At 27.7% G+C, this 20,077-nt stretch carries 23 protein-coding genes; 4 read left to right on the top strand and 19 right to left on the bottom strand.

Annotation, left to right across the window (positions count from 1 at the left end):
• Positions 1 to 288 precede the first annotated feature (288 nt).
• From cas6 to cas1, 10 genes are all read right to left on the bottom strand, one after another.
• A complete protein-coding gene (cas6, locus tag HMPREF2597_RS05785; RefSeq protein WP_012990657.1) occupies positions 289 to 957 on the bottom strand; it encodes a CRISPR-associated endoribonuclease Cas6 in 669 nt (222 codons plus the stop codon).
• A gap of 80 nt (positions 958 to 1,037) precedes the next feature.
• Positions 1,038 to 1,376, bottom strand: a complete 339-nt coding sequence (locus HMPREF2597_RS05780; RefSeq protein ID WP_002479161.1) for a CRISPR type III-a/mtube-associated protein csm6 — start codon at positions 1,374 to 1,376, stop codon at positions 1,038 to 1,040.
• The gene (gene csm6, locus HMPREF2597_RS05775) at positions 1,355 to 2,323 is read right to left on the bottom strand and encodes a type III-A CRISPR-associated CARF protein Csm6 (protein WP_002479162.1); all 969 of its coding nucleotides are present in this window, start codon (positions 2,321 to 2,323) and stop codon (positions 1,355 to 1,357) included. The genes HMPREF2597_RS05780 and csm6 overlap by 22 nt, the downstream gene beginning before the upstream one ends.
• 13 nt (positions 2,324 to 2,336) lie before the next feature.
• Positions 2,337 to 3,347: a type III-A CRISPR-associated RAMP protein Csm5 gene (gene csm5 / locus HMPREF2597_RS05770; protein WP_070817230.1), complete on the bottom strand. Its 1,011-nt coding sequence runs from the start codon at positions 3,345 to 3,347 to the stop codon at positions 2,337 to 2,339.
• Positions 3,348 to 3,350: 3 nt separating this feature from the next.
• Positions 3,351 to 4,259 carry a type III-A CRISPR-associated RAMP protein Csm4 gene (gene csm4, locus HMPREF2597_RS05765; RefSeq protein ID WP_002479164.1) on the bottom strand — a complete coding sequence of 303 codons (909 nt, stop codon included), beginning with the start codon at positions 4,257 to 4,259 and terminating at the stop codon, positions 3,351 to 3,353.
• A gap of 10 nt (positions 4,260 to 4,269) precedes the next feature.
• Positions 4,270 to 4,914, bottom strand: a complete 645-nt coding sequence (csm3, locus tag HMPREF2597_RS05760; protein ID WP_002479165.1) for a type III-A CRISPR-associated RAMP protein Csm3 — start codon at positions 4,912 to 4,914, stop codon at positions 4,270 to 4,272.
• 1 nt (position 4,915) lies between these two features.
• Positions 4,916 to 5,341 (bottom strand): type III-A CRISPR-associated protein Csm2, encoded by a 426-nt coding sequence (csm2, locus tag HMPREF2597_RS05755; RefSeq protein WP_002479166.1) that lies wholly within the window; start codon positions 5,339 to 5,341, stop codon positions 4,916 to 4,918.
• 1 nt (position 5,342) lies between these two features.
• Positions 5,343 to 7,616, bottom strand: coding sequence for a type III-A CRISPR-associated protein Cas10/Csm1 (cas10, locus tag HMPREF2597_RS05750; RefSeq protein ID WP_002479167.1), 2,274 nt, complete (start codon positions 7,614 to 7,616; stop codon positions 5,343 to 5,345).
• 15 nt (positions 7,617 to 7,631) lie between these two features.
• Positions 7,632 to 7,937, bottom strand: coding sequence for a CRISPR-associated endonuclease Cas2 (gene cas2, locus HMPREF2597_RS05745; RefSeq protein WP_002479168.1), 306 nt, complete (start codon positions 7,935 to 7,937; stop codon positions 7,632 to 7,634).
• Entirely contained in the window at positions 7,937 to 8,842 is a 906-nt protein-coding gene (gene cas1 / locus HMPREF2597_RS05740; RefSeq protein WP_002479169.1) for a type II CRISPR-associated endonuclease Cas1, read from the bottom strand. Before cas1 ends, cas2 begins: the two co-directional genes overlap by 1 nt.
• Before the next feature lie 504 nt (positions 8,843 to 9,346).
• Here cas1 and HMPREF2597_RS05735 point away from each other — a divergent pair.
• The 4 genes from HMPREF2597_RS05735 (at position 9,347) to HMPREF2597_RS05715 (ending at position 13,767) form a co-directional block, all read left to right on the top strand.
• Positions 9,347 to 10,222, top strand: a complete 876-nt coding sequence (locus HMPREF2597_RS05735; protein WP_002479170.1) for an ABC transporter ATP-binding protein — start codon at positions 9,347 to 9,349, stop codon at positions 10,220 to 10,222.
• Between the two features lie 3 nt (positions 10,223 to 10,225).
• Positions 10,226 to 11,341: an ABC-2 family transporter permease gene (locus tag HMPREF2597_RS05730; protein ID WP_002479171.1), complete on the top strand. Its 1,116-nt coding sequence runs from the start codon at positions 10,226 to 10,228 to the stop codon at positions 11,339 to 11,341.
• Between the two features lie 669 nt (positions 11,342 to 12,010).
• Positions 12,011 to 12,676: a response regulator transcription factor gene (locus tag HMPREF2597_RS05720; protein WP_002460964.1), complete on the top strand. Its 666-nt coding sequence runs from the start codon at positions 12,011 to 12,013 to the stop codon at positions 12,674 to 12,676.
• Positions 12,664 to 13,767: a sensor histidine kinase gene (locus HMPREF2597_RS05715; RefSeq protein ID WP_002479173.1), complete on the top strand. Its 1,104-nt coding sequence runs from the start codon at positions 12,664 to 12,666 to the stop codon at positions 13,765 to 13,767. Before HMPREF2597_RS05720 ends, HMPREF2597_RS05715 begins: the two co-directional genes overlap by 13 nt.
• Positions 13,768 to 14,015: 248 nt before the next feature.
• Here the strand turns inward: HMPREF2597_RS05715 and HMPREF2597_RS05710 are convergent, their stop codons facing one another.
• From HMPREF2597_RS05710 to stsA, 9 genes are read right to left on the bottom strand one after another with little or no spacing between them, the layout of a single operon-like run.
• Positions 14,016 to 14,591, bottom strand: coding sequence for a CPBP family intramembrane glutamic endopeptidase (locus HMPREF2597_RS05710; RefSeq protein WP_225306488.1), 576 nt, complete (start codon positions 14,589 to 14,591; stop codon positions 14,016 to 14,018).
• 13 nt (positions 14,592 to 14,604) lie between these two features.
• Positions 14,605 to 15,930 carry a YcaO-like family protein gene (locus HMPREF2597_RS05705; protein WP_002460968.1) on the bottom strand — a complete coding sequence of 442 codons (1,326 nt, stop codon included), beginning with the start codon at positions 15,928 to 15,930 and terminating at the stop codon, positions 14,605 to 14,607.
• Positions 15,917 to 16,819, bottom strand: a complete 903-nt coding sequence (locus HMPREF2597_RS05700) for a hypothetical protein (RefSeq protein WP_002479175.1) — start codon at positions 16,817 to 16,819, stop codon at positions 15,917 to 15,919. The genes HMPREF2597_RS05705 and HMPREF2597_RS05700 overlap by 14 nt, the downstream gene beginning before the upstream one ends.
• A 34-nt stretch (positions 16,820 to 16,853) precedes the next feature.
• Positions 16,854 to 17,249, bottom strand: coding sequence for a SagB family peptide dehydrogenase (locus HMPREF2597_RS12890; RefSeq protein WP_002479176.1), 396 nt, complete (start codon positions 17,247 to 17,249; stop codon positions 16,854 to 16,856).
• Entirely contained in the window at positions 17,212 to 17,730 is a 519-nt protein-coding gene (locus HMPREF2597_RS12885; protein WP_002479177.1) for a nitroreductase family protein, read from the bottom strand. Before HMPREF2597_RS12885 ends, HMPREF2597_RS12890 begins: the two co-directional genes overlap by 38 nt.
• Entirely contained in the window at positions 17,727 to 18,020 is a 294-nt protein-coding gene (locus HMPREF2597_RS05690; protein ID WP_070817229.1) for an LlsX family protein, read from the bottom strand. Before HMPREF2597_RS05690 ends, HMPREF2597_RS12885 begins: the two co-directional genes overlap by 4 nt.
• Before the next feature lie 11 nt (positions 18,021 to 18,031).
• Entirely contained in the window at positions 18,032 to 18,766 is a 735-nt protein-coding gene (locus HMPREF2597_RS05685) for an ABC transporter permease (protein ID WP_002460972.1), read from the bottom strand.
• Positions 18,763 to 19,626: an ATP-binding cassette domain-containing protein gene (locus tag HMPREF2597_RS05680; protein WP_002479179.1), complete on the bottom strand. Its 864-nt coding sequence runs from the start codon at positions 19,624 to 19,626 to the stop codon at positions 18,763 to 18,765. The genes HMPREF2597_RS05685 and HMPREF2597_RS05680 overlap by 4 nt, the downstream gene beginning before the upstream one ends.
• A gap of 59 nt (positions 19,627 to 19,685) precedes the next feature.
• A complete protein-coding gene (gene stsA / locus HMPREF2597_RS12590; protein WP_103284522.1) occupies positions 19,686 to 19,838 on the bottom strand; it encodes a stapholysin S in 153 nt (50 codons plus the stop codon).
• Between the last annotated feature and the right edge of the window lie 239 nt (positions 19,839 to 20,077).

The following is a 20,077-nucleotide window of genomic DNA, read 5'->3' as shown; positions in this document are numbered from 1 at the left end:
TCCCCTTTTATACGGGGTATTCTCTGATTGGTCACTACTTTTTCGAGGGAGATAATTAACAATGGTGTTCTCGTCCCCTTTTATACGGGGTATTCTCTGATTAGCAATTAATTTCAATCCAGTATTGCCTAAGTTTGAAGGATAATTTAAATTGGCAAAAATTTTGACAATCTAACTCTAGGTAATACCTTATTTGTCAAAAAATTTGACACTTAAAGGTTATTTCCCTATATATATTATACTATAAATTCGATTTGTTTTAAATGGACTATGAAGTGTAACTACTTTTTAGTTATCTTGATTTTTATCAACTATATTGTATTTCCCCATACCTAGACTAGTCTTTATACCCGTACCTGAAAATTCTCCAAAAGCTAATAAAAAGTAAACTAATTGTAAAAACGGCAATGGCCCATTTATTTTAAATACAATTTCTCCCTTAAAAGATGGAATTTTAACCTTTTCCATATGAAAACGGACACTTTTCAATTTATAATTAACTATATTTACATTTTGCTCTAAAAATTCCAATGTTTCTTTATCATAAAGTTTATGAGACTCAAAAAAAGCATCAAATTGTATCATGATACTTCTAAAAAATCGTTTCACATTTGGAAAAATCATGTATTGATTATTAAGTTTAAAAGACATTGGTGTACTAACATTTATCTTTATATAGCGTGATAAATCTCGCTTATGAAGAAATGTATCTATTAATTTTTGTATACTGATTTTTTCAACACTATATTTTTCAATTGAAACAGTAGATTTATAATGTTTAAGGTATATTTTATTCTCTTTGTTAAATAAATTAACTAATTCATTAAATAATTCTTCTGACATGCTCACAATTTCCCATATTTTTTTATCCTCGAAATAAAAAACGCGCTGTTTAAGAGGACTATAAGCAAAGTTGTGGTGCAAACTGCTTGCTATATCATTTGAAAGATAGTCCATTAACACTCCATGAAGTATGCTCCCCATGTAAGGGAGATTTATATTATTGGGTAAATTTAGTTGCACTGTAATTTTATAGATCATAATAAACCTTTCAATTCTTTATTTTTCTCAGTTAAATATTCGAAATCTTCTTCTTCAATTTCTGAAAATGTTGTGATTAGCATATTTTGTATAGCTTTTACAGCTAATTCAATTTTCTTATAGTTTTTATTGCTATCAAGATTAAGCATATCTAAATTATGCGCAACAGAATTTCTCAATCCATTAATATCATTGACTGGTCTTACTTCTTTTAACAACTTAGATTTAGGCTGAAGAAGTGACAAAATATCTATGAATGCAGGGAGCCCTAAAGTATTTTTAGAAACATCAATGTTTATTATATCTTCTTTTTTTATACGCTTTTGTAGATGCAATTTATATTTATATACAAAAGAAGCATTTTTTTCACATTTAATTTTGGCTTCCCATTTTCTTCCAAAATTAAACTTGGCCAATTTGATTGTATATAATATTTAATAATATATTCTGCAATAGATTTCACTCGAATTAAAGTCTCTGCAACATCTAAACGATCGTGTCGCATTTTTAATAATAAGTAATGAAACAATGATTTTTTTAATGCCTCGTTTGAATATCGTTCACTTAAATCTGAAAAGATTTTATGAGTCTTGATTTGAGTTGTTAAATTACGCAATTTTTTTTGTAGAACTTTTCCGTTTCGAAAGGACTTTTGTGCACTAATCAAATTTAATGCGCCTTCATAATCATAATTATCGATTAATCCTCGTACTTGTGAACGTACCATTACCTCTCTAAAACTTAAAATATTTATTGATTTACATCTATTATCTGCTAAATGTTCATTTTGATTAACTTTTTCTAAATCTTTAAATGCATTATTAGGATTGGCATATAGCCGTTTGGTATTATTTGAAGGTTGTGGAGCTGAAACTTGTATACATTGTGCATTATTAGGATTTGATATATATTCTAAACATAAAGTCGACTCCATTTGAGGAGTACCACTAGTGACATTAAGTAAAATTTCGCTTTCTGGATTAGACATTCTAATTCCTTTTATGAAATAGCTAAATAAGTCTTTATAACTGTCAAAGTCATGTTCGTGCTCAATATTCTCAACTTTAATCTCAACTGAAGTTTGAGGAGAAACTTTAGATACAATTTTTTCCCATTCAAATTGTTTTCGTCCTGGGATATTCTCATTCCCAAACCATATACTTTCTGTAAAAAACAAAATGACTTTTTCAGGTCGATAATGTCTAACAATGTGTAACATTGCCCCATCACGCTCATTACTCCACGGATCAGTATTTCCAATTGGACTAAATAATACTTTCATTACTTTCCCTCCATCAATCATTCTTTTTAAAAGTAATTTGACACATTCCTTGTTGATAGGACTGATTTTTACTATAGTTAAGTGTGCCTTTAAGTGCTACTGGAACATTTTGGGGTATGCGCTTCATTTTTCCATATGTACCACGGAATCTTTTTCTTAATATTTCAAAAGTATCATGTTTTGCTTGCTCATGTGATTTGGTTTGATAATGTGTCGTTTTGCTAGAAAATCCCACTCCACCACCTAAATATAAAATGTTTTGTCCTTTAACTTCGGGCATCCCACCTTTAAGAATAAACTTTTGCCCTCCTCTAGTATTTTTGAATCTACTTAGCCATTGATTATAATAATTTTTATAAAAATCTTGGATGCAATTTTCTATATCTTCGATGGAATACTGATTATCTTCAATTGTTATTTTAAACTTTATTTGAGTATTAACGTCTATACATTCACGATATAGAGGCATAGGTTTCTCGTCTTTATTAATATCAATTTTTTGATAGATTGCTAAATTAGATTCGTCTACAGGTTCAGAATCGCTAATCTTTATTCTGCTAAAAACTGACTTATCATTTTCATTATCGTATTTTGATACAAGTGCTGTTTTTATTGCACCTTTGATTGAACTTCCCGGTATGTAAACTTTATTTTGTCCATCTCTAATCATAAGGTGTAAATCATTTAAAGGCTTAGGTTTAATATTGCCATACTTTTTTCCTTGATTGACACTCTCAGAATAACTAATGAATTCTTTCCACTCACTTTGCGTAATTTTATGAGCTTCTAAAAAGTTTTTTAAACCATTTTCTCGCGGATTTTTAGGAGGATATCTTAAAAATTCTTGATACATATTTAATAAATTTTTTCTTTTTAGAACTTTAACAAGTTGATTTCCATTAATCATATGTACTTTCGATTTATGAAAATCATAAATATAATCTTGTTTCTTTAAAACTTGACCGCTACCAATATGAATAGGACCTATCGTTTGGATAATCGCATCGAATGTTTTTATTGTCACTTTTTACACCTCCATCCATAAGGGTTTAGCATAACGATAAACTGGGTGTTGCCCTTGATTACCTACGTTAAAAATATCTCCCTTAAATATTGTTTTAAAAACAGAACCAACCGAAAAACTATAAAAGTCATTTTTCTTAACTAATCTATCTGAATAAGTTGTCGATTGAATAAAACCTGTTCTTTTACTTAGAATATAACGTGCTTTATTTAGAGAGGCTTCTAATTCTTCTCTTTTAGCCATGGACGTTGATAATAATATAAAATTGTCACCATCTTGATTTAATAAATTTGAAATGTTTTCATTGCTCACACATGTATATTCAAATCTTCCGTATCCTGCACTACGTTTTCCACCTATGCCTGAAAATTGTAAAGCATACATAACTTCATTTAACCTTTGAATTGTTCGCTCTGAACCCTTAGCAATAAAATAAAGACCGGCATCTTTTTCAAAACTAAATGTTCCAACTGAGTAAGGTTCACTATCTTCGTTTGGACTTTGCTCTTGTGCTTTTAAAGAAACTTTTGTTTGGAGAGAAAACTGACCAACTCTAAATATATCATTTAAATCTCTTACGTCTTCTTCACTAAGTTGTCCCTTTATATAGTCATTATAATTGTATACAGGTACATACTTTAATTTTTTAAAATCTTTATGATTACCTTCTGAATTAGATTCAATTTTAATTAGTGGTTTTGGAAGATAATACAGCTCCGATTCATATGGAAAGGTATCACTAATAATTAAATCATTCATAAGCCAATTGGTTTGCTTACCTAGATTCAATGTTTCAGTATATAATGCACTAAATAAAGTATCTGCTTTAATAGTCATTTCACCATCTGATAACCTTTTTTTACCAAAATGAACTGGTGTTTTAAAAGAAAGTTTAAAGATTTTAGTTATCAATTATCATTACCTACTTTATTTTAATATTTGTACTGTCATACTCACCGACAACAGTTTCTATATTTATATCTTTAAATTCAATACGACCATTTCCTCGCGTACCTCCGCCACCAAGGTAATCATTTTCTAGAAGTAAAATTGCTTTTTTAATATTATTAAAGTCATCCTCAACTTGTGTTTCATCTATTACATTGTATATAAATGTAAAATCAAATTCTGCCCCTCTAGTTACCCTCTCAATTTGTCTAGGATTAGCTACAGCTGTTAAACGATTAATTGTGTTTTCAAATTTAGTTTCAGTAAATGATATATCGTTGTCAGTAAATATTTGTTTTGTTTTGTCAGAGTAGAAAGCATCTGAAATTTGTAAACGTGCCCTTTGAATATTTCCTTTTTCACTTGAACCAAATAATCTTAAAACTCTATCATCATCTTGATTGTGGTTATCTTGATTTAATTTCAATCCAAAATCTCTAGCTAAAAGACTTCTCATCTTACCTTTAATAGAACTGCCTGGTATGATAGGTAATTTGGTTAGTAAGTCTCTTACAACCGGAGAATCAATCGCTCCAATCATACTGATTTCTCCACTGCCACCAATGTGTAACCCAGTAATAATTTCAATAGTTCCTGTAACTTTAATTTTTGAATACATATTAATCCTCCTTTTGATAATATTTAGAATATGCTACTAATGCTTCAAAGTACTTACAATAATCTAAGAAAAATTTCTTTGATTCTTTTTGTATCACTTTATCAATAATTGGAAACATAAGTGTTTTTTTTAAAAACTCATCAACACTTTTTTCTCTACCTGCTTCATAATAAAATTTAATTTTTAAATACTCTAGTTCGTCTATGAAATTTCTAGACAGCTTTTCTTCAGTTGAGTTAAAAATCATTGTGTATAGTCTATTAACCTGTTCCATTAAGTTTCTTAATTTACTTGTTGTTAATCCACTAAATAATTTTAATTCTTCTTTTCCACGCTTATCTTTTTCCATTTTCAAATTATTTTTTACTACTTCATGTGCAAAATTCAAGTCTATTATTTTTCCGCTTTTTGTTTTTGCTAAAATCATATTAATTAGCCTCCCTTATTTGATATACGTAATACTCTAAAGCAGTAATTAGCTGTTCTTTATCTTCTTCATTTTGCGCCCAATAAAATATTTTTGATGAGAATTCATCCGACATTTCACTTCTAGATAATAAATATGCTAAACGTGCAATATTGATTACCTCATTATTGCGTAATAAATTTAGCATTTTATAAATAAATGCTTTCCCGTGTTCATCCGACTTTAAAAATCCTTGCTGTAAGACTACTAACTTGTCCTCTAAAATGTTGTGTTTAAATTTATCCCAATTATAGACTTTCTCCTCGACCCATAATGCTATTTGATTCTTTTCACCTTTTTTTGCTGATTCTTCAAGTAATCCAGTCTCAAATGCCATTTTTGAAACTGGATATTTTCCACTAAACATTCCCACTCCAGCAGACATTGTTAATTTACCAAGTGTAAACTCATTAAATTTTTCATTTACATATACACTCGCTTCTACGATGTCATCCCAAGCACCGATTAAAAATAAGTCGTCTCCTCCTGAATATATTGAGGTAATTAAATAATTTTCTAACAGGTTATTTAGCTCATATTTAAAGAACAATGAAAGTTGCCGCGATAATGTTGCTGTTCTTGATATCGAATTATAAGATTCAGGAATCCCAGATATAAACGTAGCTCCTAAATTATCAATGTCTGCACGCACTACTCCTAAACGTTTAATACCTTCTTTTCTCTCGGTATAACTTCCAATCCCTTTAGCTCTCAGTGACTTATCATTACTAGCATAATCGTAATCACACATCCATAAGTTAGTCGCTATACCTTCTCCTACAAAAGGCTTATTTTTACTATATATACGGACGGAATCATCACGATTCACTAAATTTTCAGCTTCTTGATAAGAAATAACCGATATATATTTATTAAATGGCATTTTTAATTTGCCATTATCTGATAACACAAAAAATGCTTTATCTCTTAAATCATTGGAAATACTAATAATACCTTCACATATACTACATAGACCATCATCATTTATTTCAATATCACTTCTTAAACATTCTTTACATTCTCTATCTCCAAAAGAACTGTGGCTATTAAGCAATAATATATCTTCGTATGAATACTTATGTGCTTTACTATCTGATAATTTATTACTTACATTTCTCCAAATAGATTTATAATTACCATTAGAATTCATTAAATCATCACCGCTGCATGCTTCATATGCTATAGATAATGATAAATCAGTAGTAAATTCAGATAAAAACCACTGTTTAAGTTCACTGATAAAATCTTTTATAATCGTTTTAGTTTTATCTGTATTTGCAATTAATAAATAAGCATGGCCGCCACCCGTATATAACAAATTAGCACGAGTTAATTTTAATCGTTCTAATAGCTTATCTACAATGACTTCAAGCATGAGTTCTAAATAAAAACTTCGAGAACGTAAACTTTTTAAAGCTTTAGAGCCACTAATATTATAAATAAATTCTTGTATACCACTCATATCCATACTTAATAACAAAAACGCTTGTTTCTGATAAAACTCTTTTGTTTTTTCATATTTTAAAAATAACTCTTCTTTATAATTATCTATACTATTTTCATATAAATAATCAAATATACAGCTTGCAATAGCACAAGTTATTCGACTATGATCATAAAGAGATATATCAATAAGCTGATTTTTATTTGTAGAACTCGGTATAAATTGCCATAGACTTTCGGTCCATTGCAATAATGAAGGAAAATTCTTTTCCGTTACTTTTATTTTATGTTCTAAATCATAACGCATATCCTCTATCAAATTTGTATAGTTACCGCTAGTATATCGAACATCTTCATTTTTAGGATATTCAATATTATTTTCTTTAGAAAAACGATACTTTCCTTCAGTATATTTGTACTTTTCTGAATTAACTATATTAAAAATACTATATAAGGGTGTGAACTTATCAAAATTAAACGTTTGTTTCTCATACTCACTATCACCTTCTTCTATAACATCACGTCTATCAACCCCACTAGCAATATTATCTGCTATGTAAGTTATATATGCAGTGTTATCACTGCTTAAATTTGCTTTAGAAAGCTCTTTGTAATGATGGTAAGCTAAACTATCCAAAAGTTCTTTGTTTTTAAATGCTGAAAATTGTGATAAAAACTGATACCCTAATTCTGAGTGTGTTCCCTTTGCATACGGTTGATCATTACTTCTATAAATTATTTTACCTATATCATGTAATAATGAACCATACATCAATACTGTTTTTTTATTCATTTTTAACCTCCATCTTTATATAAAAATTAATTTAGGTTCTTTATAATTTATTATTTTAGCCTCCTTACCTAATATAGTAATTTGTTTATTGTTAACTTCATCAGGCAATACATACATAGTAATTTTACCCGTGTTAGGCATTTCTTCTTTAAGAATACTTAAAATTTTATCCTTTTTTTGAGTGTCACTCGTATATCTCTCATATAGACTAAACTGCTTCATACTAAAACCTAACTCTAATAATCTCAATCGATATTTATTAGCAATTTTTCGTTCATATTTGGTATCTCTAGGTAAATCAAAACTGATTAATAAAAACATCAATTCCCCACCTCAATCATTTTAGGAATTAATAAATAGGTGGCTGTATTTTCTTTATAACAACGTATCAAAGAATCAATCATAATTTTTATTGAATCTAATAACCTAACTATTTTTTTGTCAATAATACATTTTTCAAATAAAACATTCAGTAATACTTTCTTTTCTTTTGTATCAAATACTTTAACACCATCTTTCATTACAATATTGTATACCATGTTATCTACAAAAGGTCGAAAAACTTCTATAACATCATCTGCTAAATTAAAAGGATTCTCTGTTGAATGATGTTTGATTCCTAAACTCATTTCAAATCCATGAATAGCTAGCTCTCTTTTTATAAATGACCTAATAATTGAATAACCATAATTTAATGCTGAATTAATAATATCATTATAACGCCCGCGTTTAAATTGTGGGCCGTATAAATCTCGAAAATATATTTTTGCAGCAATAGCTTCTCTATTATTGTTATCACCCGGTTTTACTTCTTTTGCTAATTCTTTTAACACTATTGATTTAGATTTATCGATATTATTTTCTACGCATCTTGCTTGATTTATGATTTTACCAACAACTATTTTCTTCCATACTCTTTCTTTCGACCTACCAGAAAATCTAAATTGAGTCTGAATTCTTTGTATACGATTAGACATGCCATATTCCGATAATAATTGAGTCATAGGAGAGTGTTTATTATCGCAAAATAATATAGCAATATTATTTTGCATACATTTTATTACTAATTTATGAGAAAAATAACTCCTATAATGATCAAAAATAATAGCCTCAATATCAGAGAAGAAATAGAATTTTTCAGTTTTATCAATGATATTTCTAAACTTTATACTATTATCTTTTGCAGTTACAAAATAGTGGTTTTCAACATAAATAATATTTTTCATTTTCAATCCCCTTTAAAAATTAATCAATATTATATTTATCAATACATATTAAAATTATACAAAATAGTTCCAATTAATGATAGCGTTTTCAAAAAAATAATCATAATTCACATTGCAAAATTTAATTTATGGCCAAAAATGTAACTAAAAATAATATGCAATTAAACCTAGACATTATTTTATCGTTTTCTTGTTACTAAACAATCAAATTAGAAAACTAATCAAGCATTCGCTCAGCTTATTTGATAACAAGTATATAATTAACTACTTGTGGAACTTATTTCGATAATTGAGAATTTTGTCCAGTAAAAATTCTTTCAGCAAGTCTAATTGAATATTTCCTTTTACTGTTCAGTTATGAGTAATTATTTCTGATTTTAATTGAAAAGGGACATTTTTGCTTATTTTGCCCAAGTATTCATAAGTGTCTTTTTTGTGACATTCATATTATTGATATTTTCTTGATTTCTTTTTGATAACTTGAAGTTAAAGGAGGCGCTCATATTGAACAATATAGTGATTAAAGATGTAAATAAAACATATGACGGTAAAACGTATGCACTTAAAAATATTAACCTTGAAATCAATAATGGTATGTTTGGGATTTTAGGGAGAAATGGATCTGGTAAATCGACTTTAATGAATATGCTTTCAACCATTCTTCAACAAAGTAGTGGAACTATAGAAATTAATAATATTTCTTTAACTCAAACGAAACAAATTAGAAAAATGATCGGTTACTTACCTCAAGATTTTGATTTTTATCCGAATATGAAAGTAAAAGAAACATTGCATTACTTAGGAATTTTATCTGGAATTCCTAAAGCCAATTTAAAAATAAACGTTGCTGCATCATTAGAAAAAGTTAATCTTGTAGAACATCAAAATAAAAAAGTTAAAAGTTTATCAGGAGGTATGAAAAAAAGATTAGGTATCGCGCAAGCAATTATTCACAATCCACAGGTACTTATAGTAGATGAACCTACAGCAGGACTTGATCCTGAAGAAAGGGTACGTTTGCGTCATTTATTATCCAATCTAGCTAAAGATAAAATTGTCATCATTTCTACTCATATAGTGAGTGATATTGAATCAACCTGTGAAAATATCGCTATCCTAGACAAAGGAGTAATCGCTTATAAAGGATCGATTAAGAATTTAATTGAGCTTAGTGACAATAAAGTTTATGAGATTACTATCTCCCCTTCAAAATTAAATCAACTGAAAAAAAATAATATTTTTATTACAAAAATACAAGAATATGAGCATCTACTAAAAGTCAGATTTGTATCAGAATCAAATCTTGAAGGAACTAGAAAAGTTAAACAAGACTTTGAAGATGCTTATATGTATTTTTTAAAAATGAATCAAGGAGGGTAAACGATGAATCTATTCTTGATAGAAATAAAGAAACTACTTTTTAGTAAAATTTTTATTTTTTATTGTATTCTCGTTATTTTTTTCGTATTTGTTAACTGTAACCAAGTGATTGATAAAAATATTAACTCTGATATTTATCAACCAAAATCTATGACTACTTACACTACAAATAATAAAGTAATCATGAAAAATGCGATAGATAACTTAAAAAAAGAGTTACACAGCAATAACTTCAAAGTGTATCAGTTTGGCTTCTTGAAACAAAAGAAATTAAATAAAGATAAATTAGATAAAATCAAAACCTCTATAAAAAACATGGAAAATTCTAAAGATTTTAAGAGATTCAAATACTACTCTAACAAGGTTTCTCATGAAATAGGATGGGGATCTAATTATTCCGAAAAAAATTTATATTTATTTGGGACTAAACAAATGAGTAAAGAAGATTTTTCAATGGAGAAGAAGATGATCAAAAACAAAGACATTTATTTCGGGGCATATAGCAGATATCTTTCTGATATTGCAGGAGTAATAATAGGAATACTCCCATTCTTTTTAGGTGCTCATATTTATCTTTTAGATAGAAAGAATCATGTATTTAAAACAATAAATTCTAGAAACATATCGTCATTTAAATTAATCCTAACACGCGTACTGGCATTAATCATATTGTCATTTTTACCAATACTATTATTCTCTGTTTATTTCCTAATTAGTTTGTCGGTTGTTCACCCTATTTCAATTAAGGCAATTTTTATATTTTATGAAATTTTATTTATGTGGACTACCCCCACTCTATTAGTAGCATCTATTTTAGGACTATTGATTACTATGATTTTTAATTCTTATTTAGGTTCCCTGATTCAAATAATCATTTGGTTTATTAATTTGAATATAGGTTCTAATTATGTTGAAGGTCATTATGGCAGTTTACTCATTCCTAGACATAATTCACTTTTCAATACTTCATTCTTTTATAATCATTTAAATGACATTCTTATTAATAGAATCAGCTATTGTTTCATAGCCATTCTTTTGCTTTTAATTAGTGTTTGGCTATTTGACTTAAAAAGAAAGGGGCTAACTAGAAGTGGGAAAATTACTCTTCTTAGAAATTAAAACTAACCTTTCAAAGCTTTATCTTGGTTGCGTGATATTTTTTATTTGTAGTTTATTTATGTTTGGTGTGGGCAATCTAACCCATGACAGAATAACACAATTCATTGAACTTATTTTTACACTTCTTGGGATTATTTTATTTACCACAATATATGCAATTGATAATACCCGTAATACGATTTTAATCATTAACTCAAAACGATATCATTATAGATTTTTATTGTTATTACGCCTGTTTTTAACAATTGTGTTCACTATATTGCTGATTTTAATAGGTTTAGTAACTTTTAAAATATGTAACTCTAATGTTGTATTTATACAAGATATATTCATAGCACTGACAAATACAATGTTCATTGGTTCGTTAAGTTTGTTCATAAGTATGATTAGTAAAAATGCCTTGATTGGTTATATGTTTGGCTTAGTTTATTTCTTATTATGTCTAGGGTTTAAGAATATGAGTTTTATGTATTTATTTTCTGAGACCTTTGGCTTTCCGTTTTATTTCAAATTAATACAATTTTCAATTAGCATACTAGTTTCAATAATAACGATTTATATCACAAAAAAAGTAAAAATTTAATTGTTTTTAGATATGCGATTGTGTTTTATAGTACATTAATTATAGGTAATAATTTCTTTTAATAATCCGATATAAGGTGATAACTTATGTATAATATTATGATTGTAGATGATGAGGAAAATATTGTCTCTTTTATTCAAGAAAGTCTTAAATTAGAGGGGTTTAAGACCACTGTCGCATATAATGGGCGTGAAGCTTTGGAAAAAATAAATGAGCATATTCACTTAATTATATTAGATATTAAAATGCCCTATTCTGATGGCTTTGAAGTAGCTCAATCACTTAGTCAGAGTAATATTCCTATTATTTTTTTGACCGCTAAAGATAACCTTGATACAAGACTTAAGTGTTTTTCTTTAGGTGCCAAAGATTATATTGCCAAACCATTTTACATGGAAGAATTAATAGTAAGGATTGAAAATATTTTAACTCAAAATAATAGCTATTCCAAAAATAAAAATATTAAAAAAACTAAAGATCTCATTATTAATTATGATACCTTTAGCGTATATGCGGGAGACCATTTATTAGATATTACGAGAACAGAATTTGAAATCATAAAACTGCTATCTTTGAATTCTAATTTTTATTTTAGCAAAGATCAAATTTATGACTCTATTAATTTTAATAAAATAGGTAATACCCAGGTTGTCTCAGAACACATTCGAAAAATAAGGAAAAAGTTGCATCAATATAGTGACTTTGAATATATAGATACAAAGTGGGGAGTTGGGTATAAATGGCTAGAATAGAAAGTATCAAAACAAAATTACATCGTCTAAATATATCAGTTGTGATTATCAGTATAGTCGTTATTTTTGTCTTACAATTATTGCTTAATATACTTGAATTTTCAAATATAGGACAGTCTCTATATCATGATTTCTGGCATCAACCGCATTACCTTTTTACGATATCTAGTATTTGTATCAATTTATTTATTCCACTAATAGTTATTTATATGCTCACCCGTTTTTTTTATAAAAAGCATTTATCAAGAAACATTGATTATTTAAATCATATTATTAAAAGTTTAAAAAGCGACGATATCGATTTGAAAGTTACAACCACAAATATTAAAGAATTTAATGATGTGATTAACGAAGTACAGAACATTAATACGTTTCTTAAAAAAAGAATAGCGGATCAGTTAACGATTCAAAACAATTTCAAAAAGAAGCTAGAAATCTTTGAACACGACTTAAAAACACCTTTAACTGTCATGCAGGGTCACATTGAACTTTTAAAAAAGATAAATAATTCAGAACTGCCTAATCAAGAAATTAAATCCAAAATCAATAGTGAAACTAAAGTAATCTTGAACGCTCTTGAACGCATTAATAATCAAATAAAACTTCACATTAATAATGTAAAGTTATTACCTAATCATTCAGACAAAATTAATATTGAAAAGGTTATCTCAACTATCAATGAAAGCTATAATAATAAATATATTTTGAAAGATAAAACGATGGACATACAAGTAGACAATAAATTACTTCATAATCATATATTTTTAAATAATCAAATTCTATATCATGTGATAGATAACTTAATTAATAACGCTTTGAAATATGCTAACAAAGAAATTAGTATAAACTTCAAATGCCTAGATCAACGTTTATTGCAGTTCTCAGTTATTAATGACGGTAAACAATTTACTGAAGATGAACTAAAATTTGCTAAAGAATGGGGCGTTAAAGGTAAAGCATCAAATGGCTCAGGAATAGGCTTGTATTTTGCTAATGAAGTTATTAAACAATATAATAGTGAAATCATTCTAGAAAACATTGAAAATAAAGCTAAAGTTAGTTTTATCGTGGATATATCTAAAATGACGTGACAGAACAAGTTAGTTAAAACGACGACGTATTTTATGCTGCTTTATGTTCATTTTTTAACGAAGGTCACTGAAAAATATTAGCTCAAAGGATATTTAACAAACCCTCAATTATATATTTTAGACTTATAACACGAAATCCCCTCACGCTTGAAAGTCATGAGGGGATTTTTTAAGTGTTTATACCTAAGAGACCGCTTATATCAATCCATTCTGGCAAGATGTCATTTTTTAGCGGAGAATCTTCCCTATTACTTTATTATTCTTGAATGATTTAATTTCTTCATTTGGCTACTGAACACTAATATATTAAACATCATATGAATAATAATATTGATAAAAATATCTCTAAAATACAAATAAATCATTGCTTGTATTGTAGCAAAAAAGATTTTTACTATGGAAGACTTTCCTTGATATAGAAAATGAGAGAACACAAAAGTTAGTACTGATAAGATAATGTACTGAATAAAATGATAATGATATATCAAGCTGAAATAATACAAGAAGTATCGGAAATTTAATTCTTCTAGTATTGGGTAAGCAAGTAACACACTTAAAATAAATTTGCTGTTTTTGTTATAAAAGTCGAACAAATTTTTGTTAAACAGTAATGATTTTTCTGTAATATAAACGATTACTGGTGTAATGATAATAACAGATACACATAAGTAAATATTTGTATTACTTAAAAATAAACACGTATCTATTAACAGTACGACAATAAGTACCAAAATGTACTTGTAAAATTCAGTTAGGTATTTAAAATACGCTACTTTTCTAATGAAAATAAGCAATATACCTGGAAAACAAGTTAAAAAAAACATTAAACCAATCAGACTATGCCAAAGGATGAGGAATATCATTTATTATTCCTCCTATTTCTTTATATCTTGGATGTAGATAAGGTGGATATGATGGTATGGCTATCGTCAATAATTCAGGTATAAATGTTCTAACGACAACTAAATTTTTATTATAAAATTCCACAGGTGTGATATCTAAATAACACGCATAATGACTTAAATGTTTTAATTCATTGATGATTTCGTGTAAATTATTGGCATTTTTAGTATTTTGGAAGGTGTTTTTTCTTTTCTGCATATTAAAATTCAAACCATATTTGGCATAATACATAACATTATCATCTAAATTATCAATAGGATGATTTTCAATATTTTCTGTGACATTTTTAAAATGTGTAGTATTATTCCAAACCTCAGTCATTGTATACTCTAACACGGTAACACATTCCAATAAGCTTCTATAGATACACTGCTCTAAGTTCATATCGCCTTGAACCCCAACGACATATTTAGGTAAGCTTAAATCTTTAGCTTTAGATTTAACCTCACAGACAACAACATGAATAGGTTTATCAAAGCTGATATCAGTAAAAGATACATCGAAATTATCAAGAAATTTGTGCACAATGCTCGGCCGTTTAAACCATTCATTTAGTTTTTCAGCAATATTTACAGAAATCGTCTTTCCTTCAATGCCTCCGTACCACCACAAATTATATGAATCTATTTGTAAAATCTCAATAATAGAGTTGGTTAAACTTTTCTCAAATGTTTCATGACTAGCTGTACCGGTTGAAACACCGCTATTCGTAAACTGTTTTTCATCTTTAAATATCGTTTTATTAAATAGAACAAGCATTTGTAAAGGTACTAAAACATCATGATCTGGATGATATAGAGATTTAAGTGGAATCCATTGAATGACGTCATCGTCATAAATATAATGTTTGGCGTCTTTTTCCTCAAAATATATATTAATTAATGCTAGAGGTAGTACTAAGCTATTTGTATTTTTTAGTTGTTCTGAAATTTGTGCATGTGACGCATATATGATTTTGCCTTTTAAATTTTGATACAACAGCGTAAAGGCATATCTTTCTGAACTTTCTCCTAAGAATGACGCTAGTGCTTCATTATAATAAATACCATAACCACTCAAATGATAATTCACTTTGAAATCTTCACTTAAGAAGTTTTTTTCAAAATTATTAAATTGAGCCGTGACATAATGATAATTCATAATTGGATATGAATTTAATCCTAAGAAAAAGCTGTTATCTTTCCATATTCCTGCTACATTTCCACCTAATAAGTTTTGTCTATACAGATTATAATTCAAATTATTTTTAAAGGTTATCATTCTCTAACACCCTTTTTAAAATATTTGCTGACTTCATATTTTGCTCTTTAAACAAAACATTATTTATCGTCGAACATGTAGAACAAGTAGACTGACGCTTATTGAAATTAAAGTTGTATTCATATGTGGGTAAATAAAAATGGAGTACATTCCCTATTAGCGTTGAATCCCCGTAAATTTCTATATTATTAATTTCATTTATCATTATACTTAATATATAACTGTATAATTTGAGATTGTACATGCCTTGATTTTGCGCATCCGGAACAAAATAATTTTCTATCGTACCAGGAAACTTAGAAATTAATTGTCGTTCTAAGCATTCATAACAACCCGTCTCTCCATGATGAATATTTGTGAAAAATACATTTTCATTATCATAAAAAGCAAGTGTATATGCCATATCCAACAAGTTTGTTAAAAAGTTAAACGCTTTAATAAAAGGTTGATTGGCATATGATAAAATAACAAAAACATTCATATCTGCAAACTTTGATTGCTGTTTTTTTACAACTTCATTTATAGATAAATTATTTTTTTGATTATTCAAGATTTCAATTTCATGTCTTTCTAAAACTTCATTAAACTCATATATTTCATCAACTTGATCGAGATGATCTTTAAAAAATGCTTTGGCTGCCTTGTCTGTAATAATACAAATTTTATTAAAAGTATCGATTTTTTGATGTATTAAATTCAATTGCGTTAGTTTATTAAAATCTTCTATAATATCGTCATTTTCATTTAATTCTATTTGATTTTCAGCTATTAACGTTTTGAAATTGTCTATAAAATTTTTGCTGCTTTCTTCTTTATCTATAGCTATTGAATGTTGATGTAAATATCCCTTTTTTAATATATACTCACTATTGTTTTCTTCGACAAACAAATCTTTAGGTTTAATAAACGTTTTTATTACTTAACTATTCCTTCCCACATATATTCGTAAATAGTATATGTTCATTAACATGATCTAATTCAAGTAATTTTTCTATATTATTTTTCTTAAAGCCTGCTATTGGGCATCCTGTATAGCCTAATGACGTAATGATTAAATCAAAATTATGCGACATACAACCAATCTCTATCAAACTATTTAATAACGCTAATTCCCCGTATTTCAAAAAACTAGAATTAAAATTATAGCCAAAAAAGACTAAAAAACTACAATTTTCGATATCTATATTATTGCCTTCTAATAAATCATCTGTGTTTATGTCCTTTTGAGCCACAATTTTTAATAATGAGTGACTTATCGGTTGGTATAAATAAATGCCTTTATCATAATCTTCTACATTGTTGATATAAAGATATATCAATCGGATATAACCCGCCTGCCGATGCATAAAACCGCGTACTTGTTTTTATATCCCCATATTCAACTTTTCTAGGCGCTATCCCAAAAGAAAATTTAAGTATTGTTGATAATTCTTTACTGGCCATTTCAAAAGATGTGAATTCCCTTGTACTTTTTCTGTGATTTAAAACATTATAAAAAGATTCTTTTATTTTCTTATCACTTTTAGGAAGTGATCTTGTATCTTCATCCTTAATTTCATTCAACATTTGATGTTCATTAACTAAAGCTGCATAATTCGATTCATTATAAGCTAACATGCTTTTGAAATCGCTAAGTCTCTGATGATTTACATTTAATAAGTACTTTAAAGATTCTGATTCTTGATTCCCTAAAATAATTTGAGCAAAGTTATTTCGATTATCATTATTTGCAATATTATCGTCATTTAATTTAAATAACGAATGCTGATTAAACATTCCCTTTAACTGATAATTAATCATTGCTTTTTACATCTTTTTTTAGTTGCTACAAGCAATTCAATAATGATTACTAATAATATGGACAGGGCCACACCTAAAAACATAATATTCGTTATAATTGGCTCTCCACTATCGCCATGATTGTGTATTTTGTATAAATTTAATCCTAATAAATTTACATCAAAATGCGCATAACCATTTTTATTGATAATAAAATAACCTATTGAAATTGAGATGGCTGTGATGATGGCAGATAAAACAATACCTGCTAAAATTTCAATAATCACTCGCATTTCTTGTCTCTTCAACATCATTATTCTCCTCATTTCTTAAACTTATAAATACATAAACTTAAAACACCCGTCACTACGATATACAATGAATTTAATTTTAAAAATGATACATCCCACATACGTTCATTTGTCCAAATTGAATAAAAATCATTTGTAGCATATTTGATTGGTATCCAATTTCCTATTTCCTTTAAAACATTGGGGAGTTCCCCATACTGTACAAAAACACCAATAATCATATAAGTAAGAAAAAGCAATATCATTCCAAAAGGTAATAAAACCTTACTCTTTCTTATTAACAAAGCTAAAAATGTTCCTATCATTAACAGAGCGATAATGTTATAAAAAATTTGTAAAAAGAAGGCTATAAAATATTGCGTGTTTGGTAGCGTTAATGAGAAAAATACTTTACCAATAATGATATTTAAAATAACACTAAATATCGCTAAGAAGCAGTATGAAATAATATTAGAAACGATTAAACTACTAATATTTACATCAAAATATTTTAATCGTTTCAGTGTGTCGTTCTCGATGCTTTCACTTAACCAAATTGGAAAGCTAATAAAAGCAATCGGTAGCAGTCCAATACTCGTACTAATTAAAAAATATTTATCTATAAAGTGTCTCCCATTTCCTATACTAAAATTTCCATAAGACATAATAATAACTAACATCATGATGATTGGAAAAATTAATGAAAAGAACACTGATATAGGAACTCTAAATTGCATTTTTATGCTTAACAAAATTTTATTTATCATATTTCCTCCAAAGTTGAGATTAAATATGTTGAGTATATATTTTGCATGTTGATTTTAAATTCTATTTTTCGTTCATTTAATATGTTAATAACGTCGTTCATTTGCTCTTTATTGTGGGTAACAATTTTGGCATTAAAATATACATCAGCATTTATTTTTTCAATATCATCTTTAACTAGATGATCTAACTCTTGATTCACTATTTCAATCAGCGCATAGTGATAAAATTTTGAGAAAAATTGATCTATACTCCCGTAATACAATAATTCTCCTTTATCTAATATGATTAATTTATTTGCCCAATTTTCAACCTCATCAAAGTAATGCGTAATTTTAATTACTGCTTTATTTTGGGTGATTTCTTTAGTTTTCTGTAATAAATTTTGTCTTTTTTCATAGTCTAATCCAGATGTTAATTCATCAAATATGTATAGCTTTTTTTGTTTATTTAAGACTAATCCTACAGTTAAGCGCTTTTGTTCTCCCAAGGATAAATCTTTAACAAATTTATTTATAAGATGTTCTAAAGAGAAAGCTTTTGTAAATGCTTTAAATTCTTCACTTCGTTTGCTGTAAGCTGTTGCTAAATAAATTAATTCATGTACTTTGATTAAATCTCCATACTTATTTTCCTGAAAAACAATCCCTATATCTTTAGAACTTATCTTTCTATCAATGACGCCGCTGTAATTTATCTCATTTAATAAACAATTAATTAAAGTCGTTTTCCCCGCGCCATTTTTCCCAATCAGTGCTATTTTATCTTCACTATAAATATTTATAGTACTATTATTAAGGTTTAGAATTTTTCTATTATTGATATCAACCTTTAAATCCTTAATAGTCATTAAACTTTCCATATACTCACCTTTAAAATTTGGAAAAGCTTGATCTATATAGACCAAGCTTCACCTTTGATTTATTGCTCTGCTGTTGAGGCACATGTACAAGAACATGAACAGCTACAAGAACATGAACAACTACAAGAGCAGCAACCTCCTGCATATTGCATCGCTTCAGAACTATTAATGTCTGAATATCCATTAATTGAATGGTTATTGATTTTCATTATTTTTCACCTCCTTCTCCCTAATAATAAATAATGTAAAATTACTATTTATTTAACTAAAAGTTAGCATCCGGTTTTTAAAAAGTCAATAAATTATAATTTTTAAAATATTAATTTTTTGTAAATTTTAAAATTTTGTTAATATGCGATTTAATCAACCGTCAAAGTTGTGTTTATGTGTTCGATATGTATATAGAAAAAAGCGGGTCTGCGACATTAAGTTCTTAAACAATGTAAAAAAG

Origin of the sequence: Staphylococcus sp. HMSC063A07 (assembly GCF_001836955.1) — a bacterium.
Classification (GTDB): domain Bacteria; phylum Bacillota; class Bacilli; order Staphylococcales; family Staphylococcaceae; genus Staphylococcus; species Staphylococcus lugdunensis.
Note: the sequence above shows the minus strand (reverse complement) of the source record. Positions and strands in the feature narration are given on the sequence as shown.

Excerpts from the sequence above, each read along its gene's own strand:
- csm3 (WP_002479165.1), bottom strand. The coding sequence starts at position 4,914 with ATGTATTCAAAAATTAAAGTTACAGGAACTATTGAAATTATTACTGGG.
- cas1 (WP_002479169.1), bottom strand. The coding sequence starts at position 8,842 with ATGAAAAATATTATTTATGTTGAAAACCACTATTTTGTAACTGCAAAA.
- cas10 (WP_002479167.1), bottom strand. The coding sequence starts at position 7,616 with ATGAATAAAAAAACAGTATTGATGTATGGTTCATTATTACATGATATA.
- csm6 (WP_002479162.1), bottom strand. The coding sequence starts at position 2,323 with ATGAAAGTATTATTTAGTCCAATTGGAAATACTGATCCGTGGAGTAAT.
- HMPREF2597_RS05715 (WP_002479173.1), top strand. The coding sequence starts at position 12,664 with ATGGCTAGAATAGAAAGTATCAAAACAAAATTACATCGTCTAAATATA.
- HMPREF2597_RS05720 (WP_002460964.1), top strand. The coding sequence starts at position 12,011 with ATGTATAATATTATGATTGTAGATGATGAGGAAAATATTGTCTCTTTT.
- cas6 (WP_012990657.1), bottom strand. The coding sequence starts at position 957 with ATGGACTATCTTTCAAATGATATAGCAAGCAGTTTGCACCACAACTTT.
- HMPREF2597_RS05690 (WP_070817229.1), bottom strand. The coding sequence starts at position 18,020 with ATGTTGAAGAGACAAGAAATGCGAGTGATTATTGAAATTTTAGCAGGT.
- HMPREF2597_RS05680 (WP_002479179.1), bottom strand. The coding sequence starts at position 19,626 with ATGGAAAGTTTAATGACTATTAAGGATTTAAAGGTTGATATCAATAAT.
- HMPREF2597_RS05705 (WP_002460968.1), bottom strand. The coding sequence starts at position 15,930 with ATGATAACCTTTAAAAATAATTTGAATTATAATCTGTATAGACAAAAC.
- HMPREF2597_RS05730 (WP_002479171.1), top strand. The coding sequence starts at position 10,226 with ATGAATCTATTCTTGATAGAAATAAAGAAACTACTTTTTAGTAAAATT.
- csm2 (WP_002479166.1), bottom strand. The coding sequence starts at position 5,341 with ATGATTTTAGCAAAAACAAAAAGCGGAAAAATAATAGACTTGAATTTT.
- HMPREF2597_RS12885 (WP_002479177.1), bottom strand. The coding sequence starts at position 17,730 with ATGATTAATTATCAGTTAAAGGGAATGTTTAATCAGCATTCGTTATTT.
- cas2 (WP_002479168.1), bottom strand. The coding sequence starts at position 7,937 with ATGTTTTTATTAATCAGTTTTGATTTACCTAGAGATACCAAATATGAA.
- HMPREF2597_RS05710 (WP_225306488.1), bottom strand. The coding sequence starts at position 14,591 with ATGTTTTTTTTAACTTGTTTTCCAGGTATATTGCTTATTTTCATTAGA.
- HMPREF2597_RS05685 (WP_002460972.1), bottom strand. The coding sequence starts at position 18,766 with ATGATAAATAAAATTTTGTTAAGCATAAAAATGCAATTTAGAGTTCCT.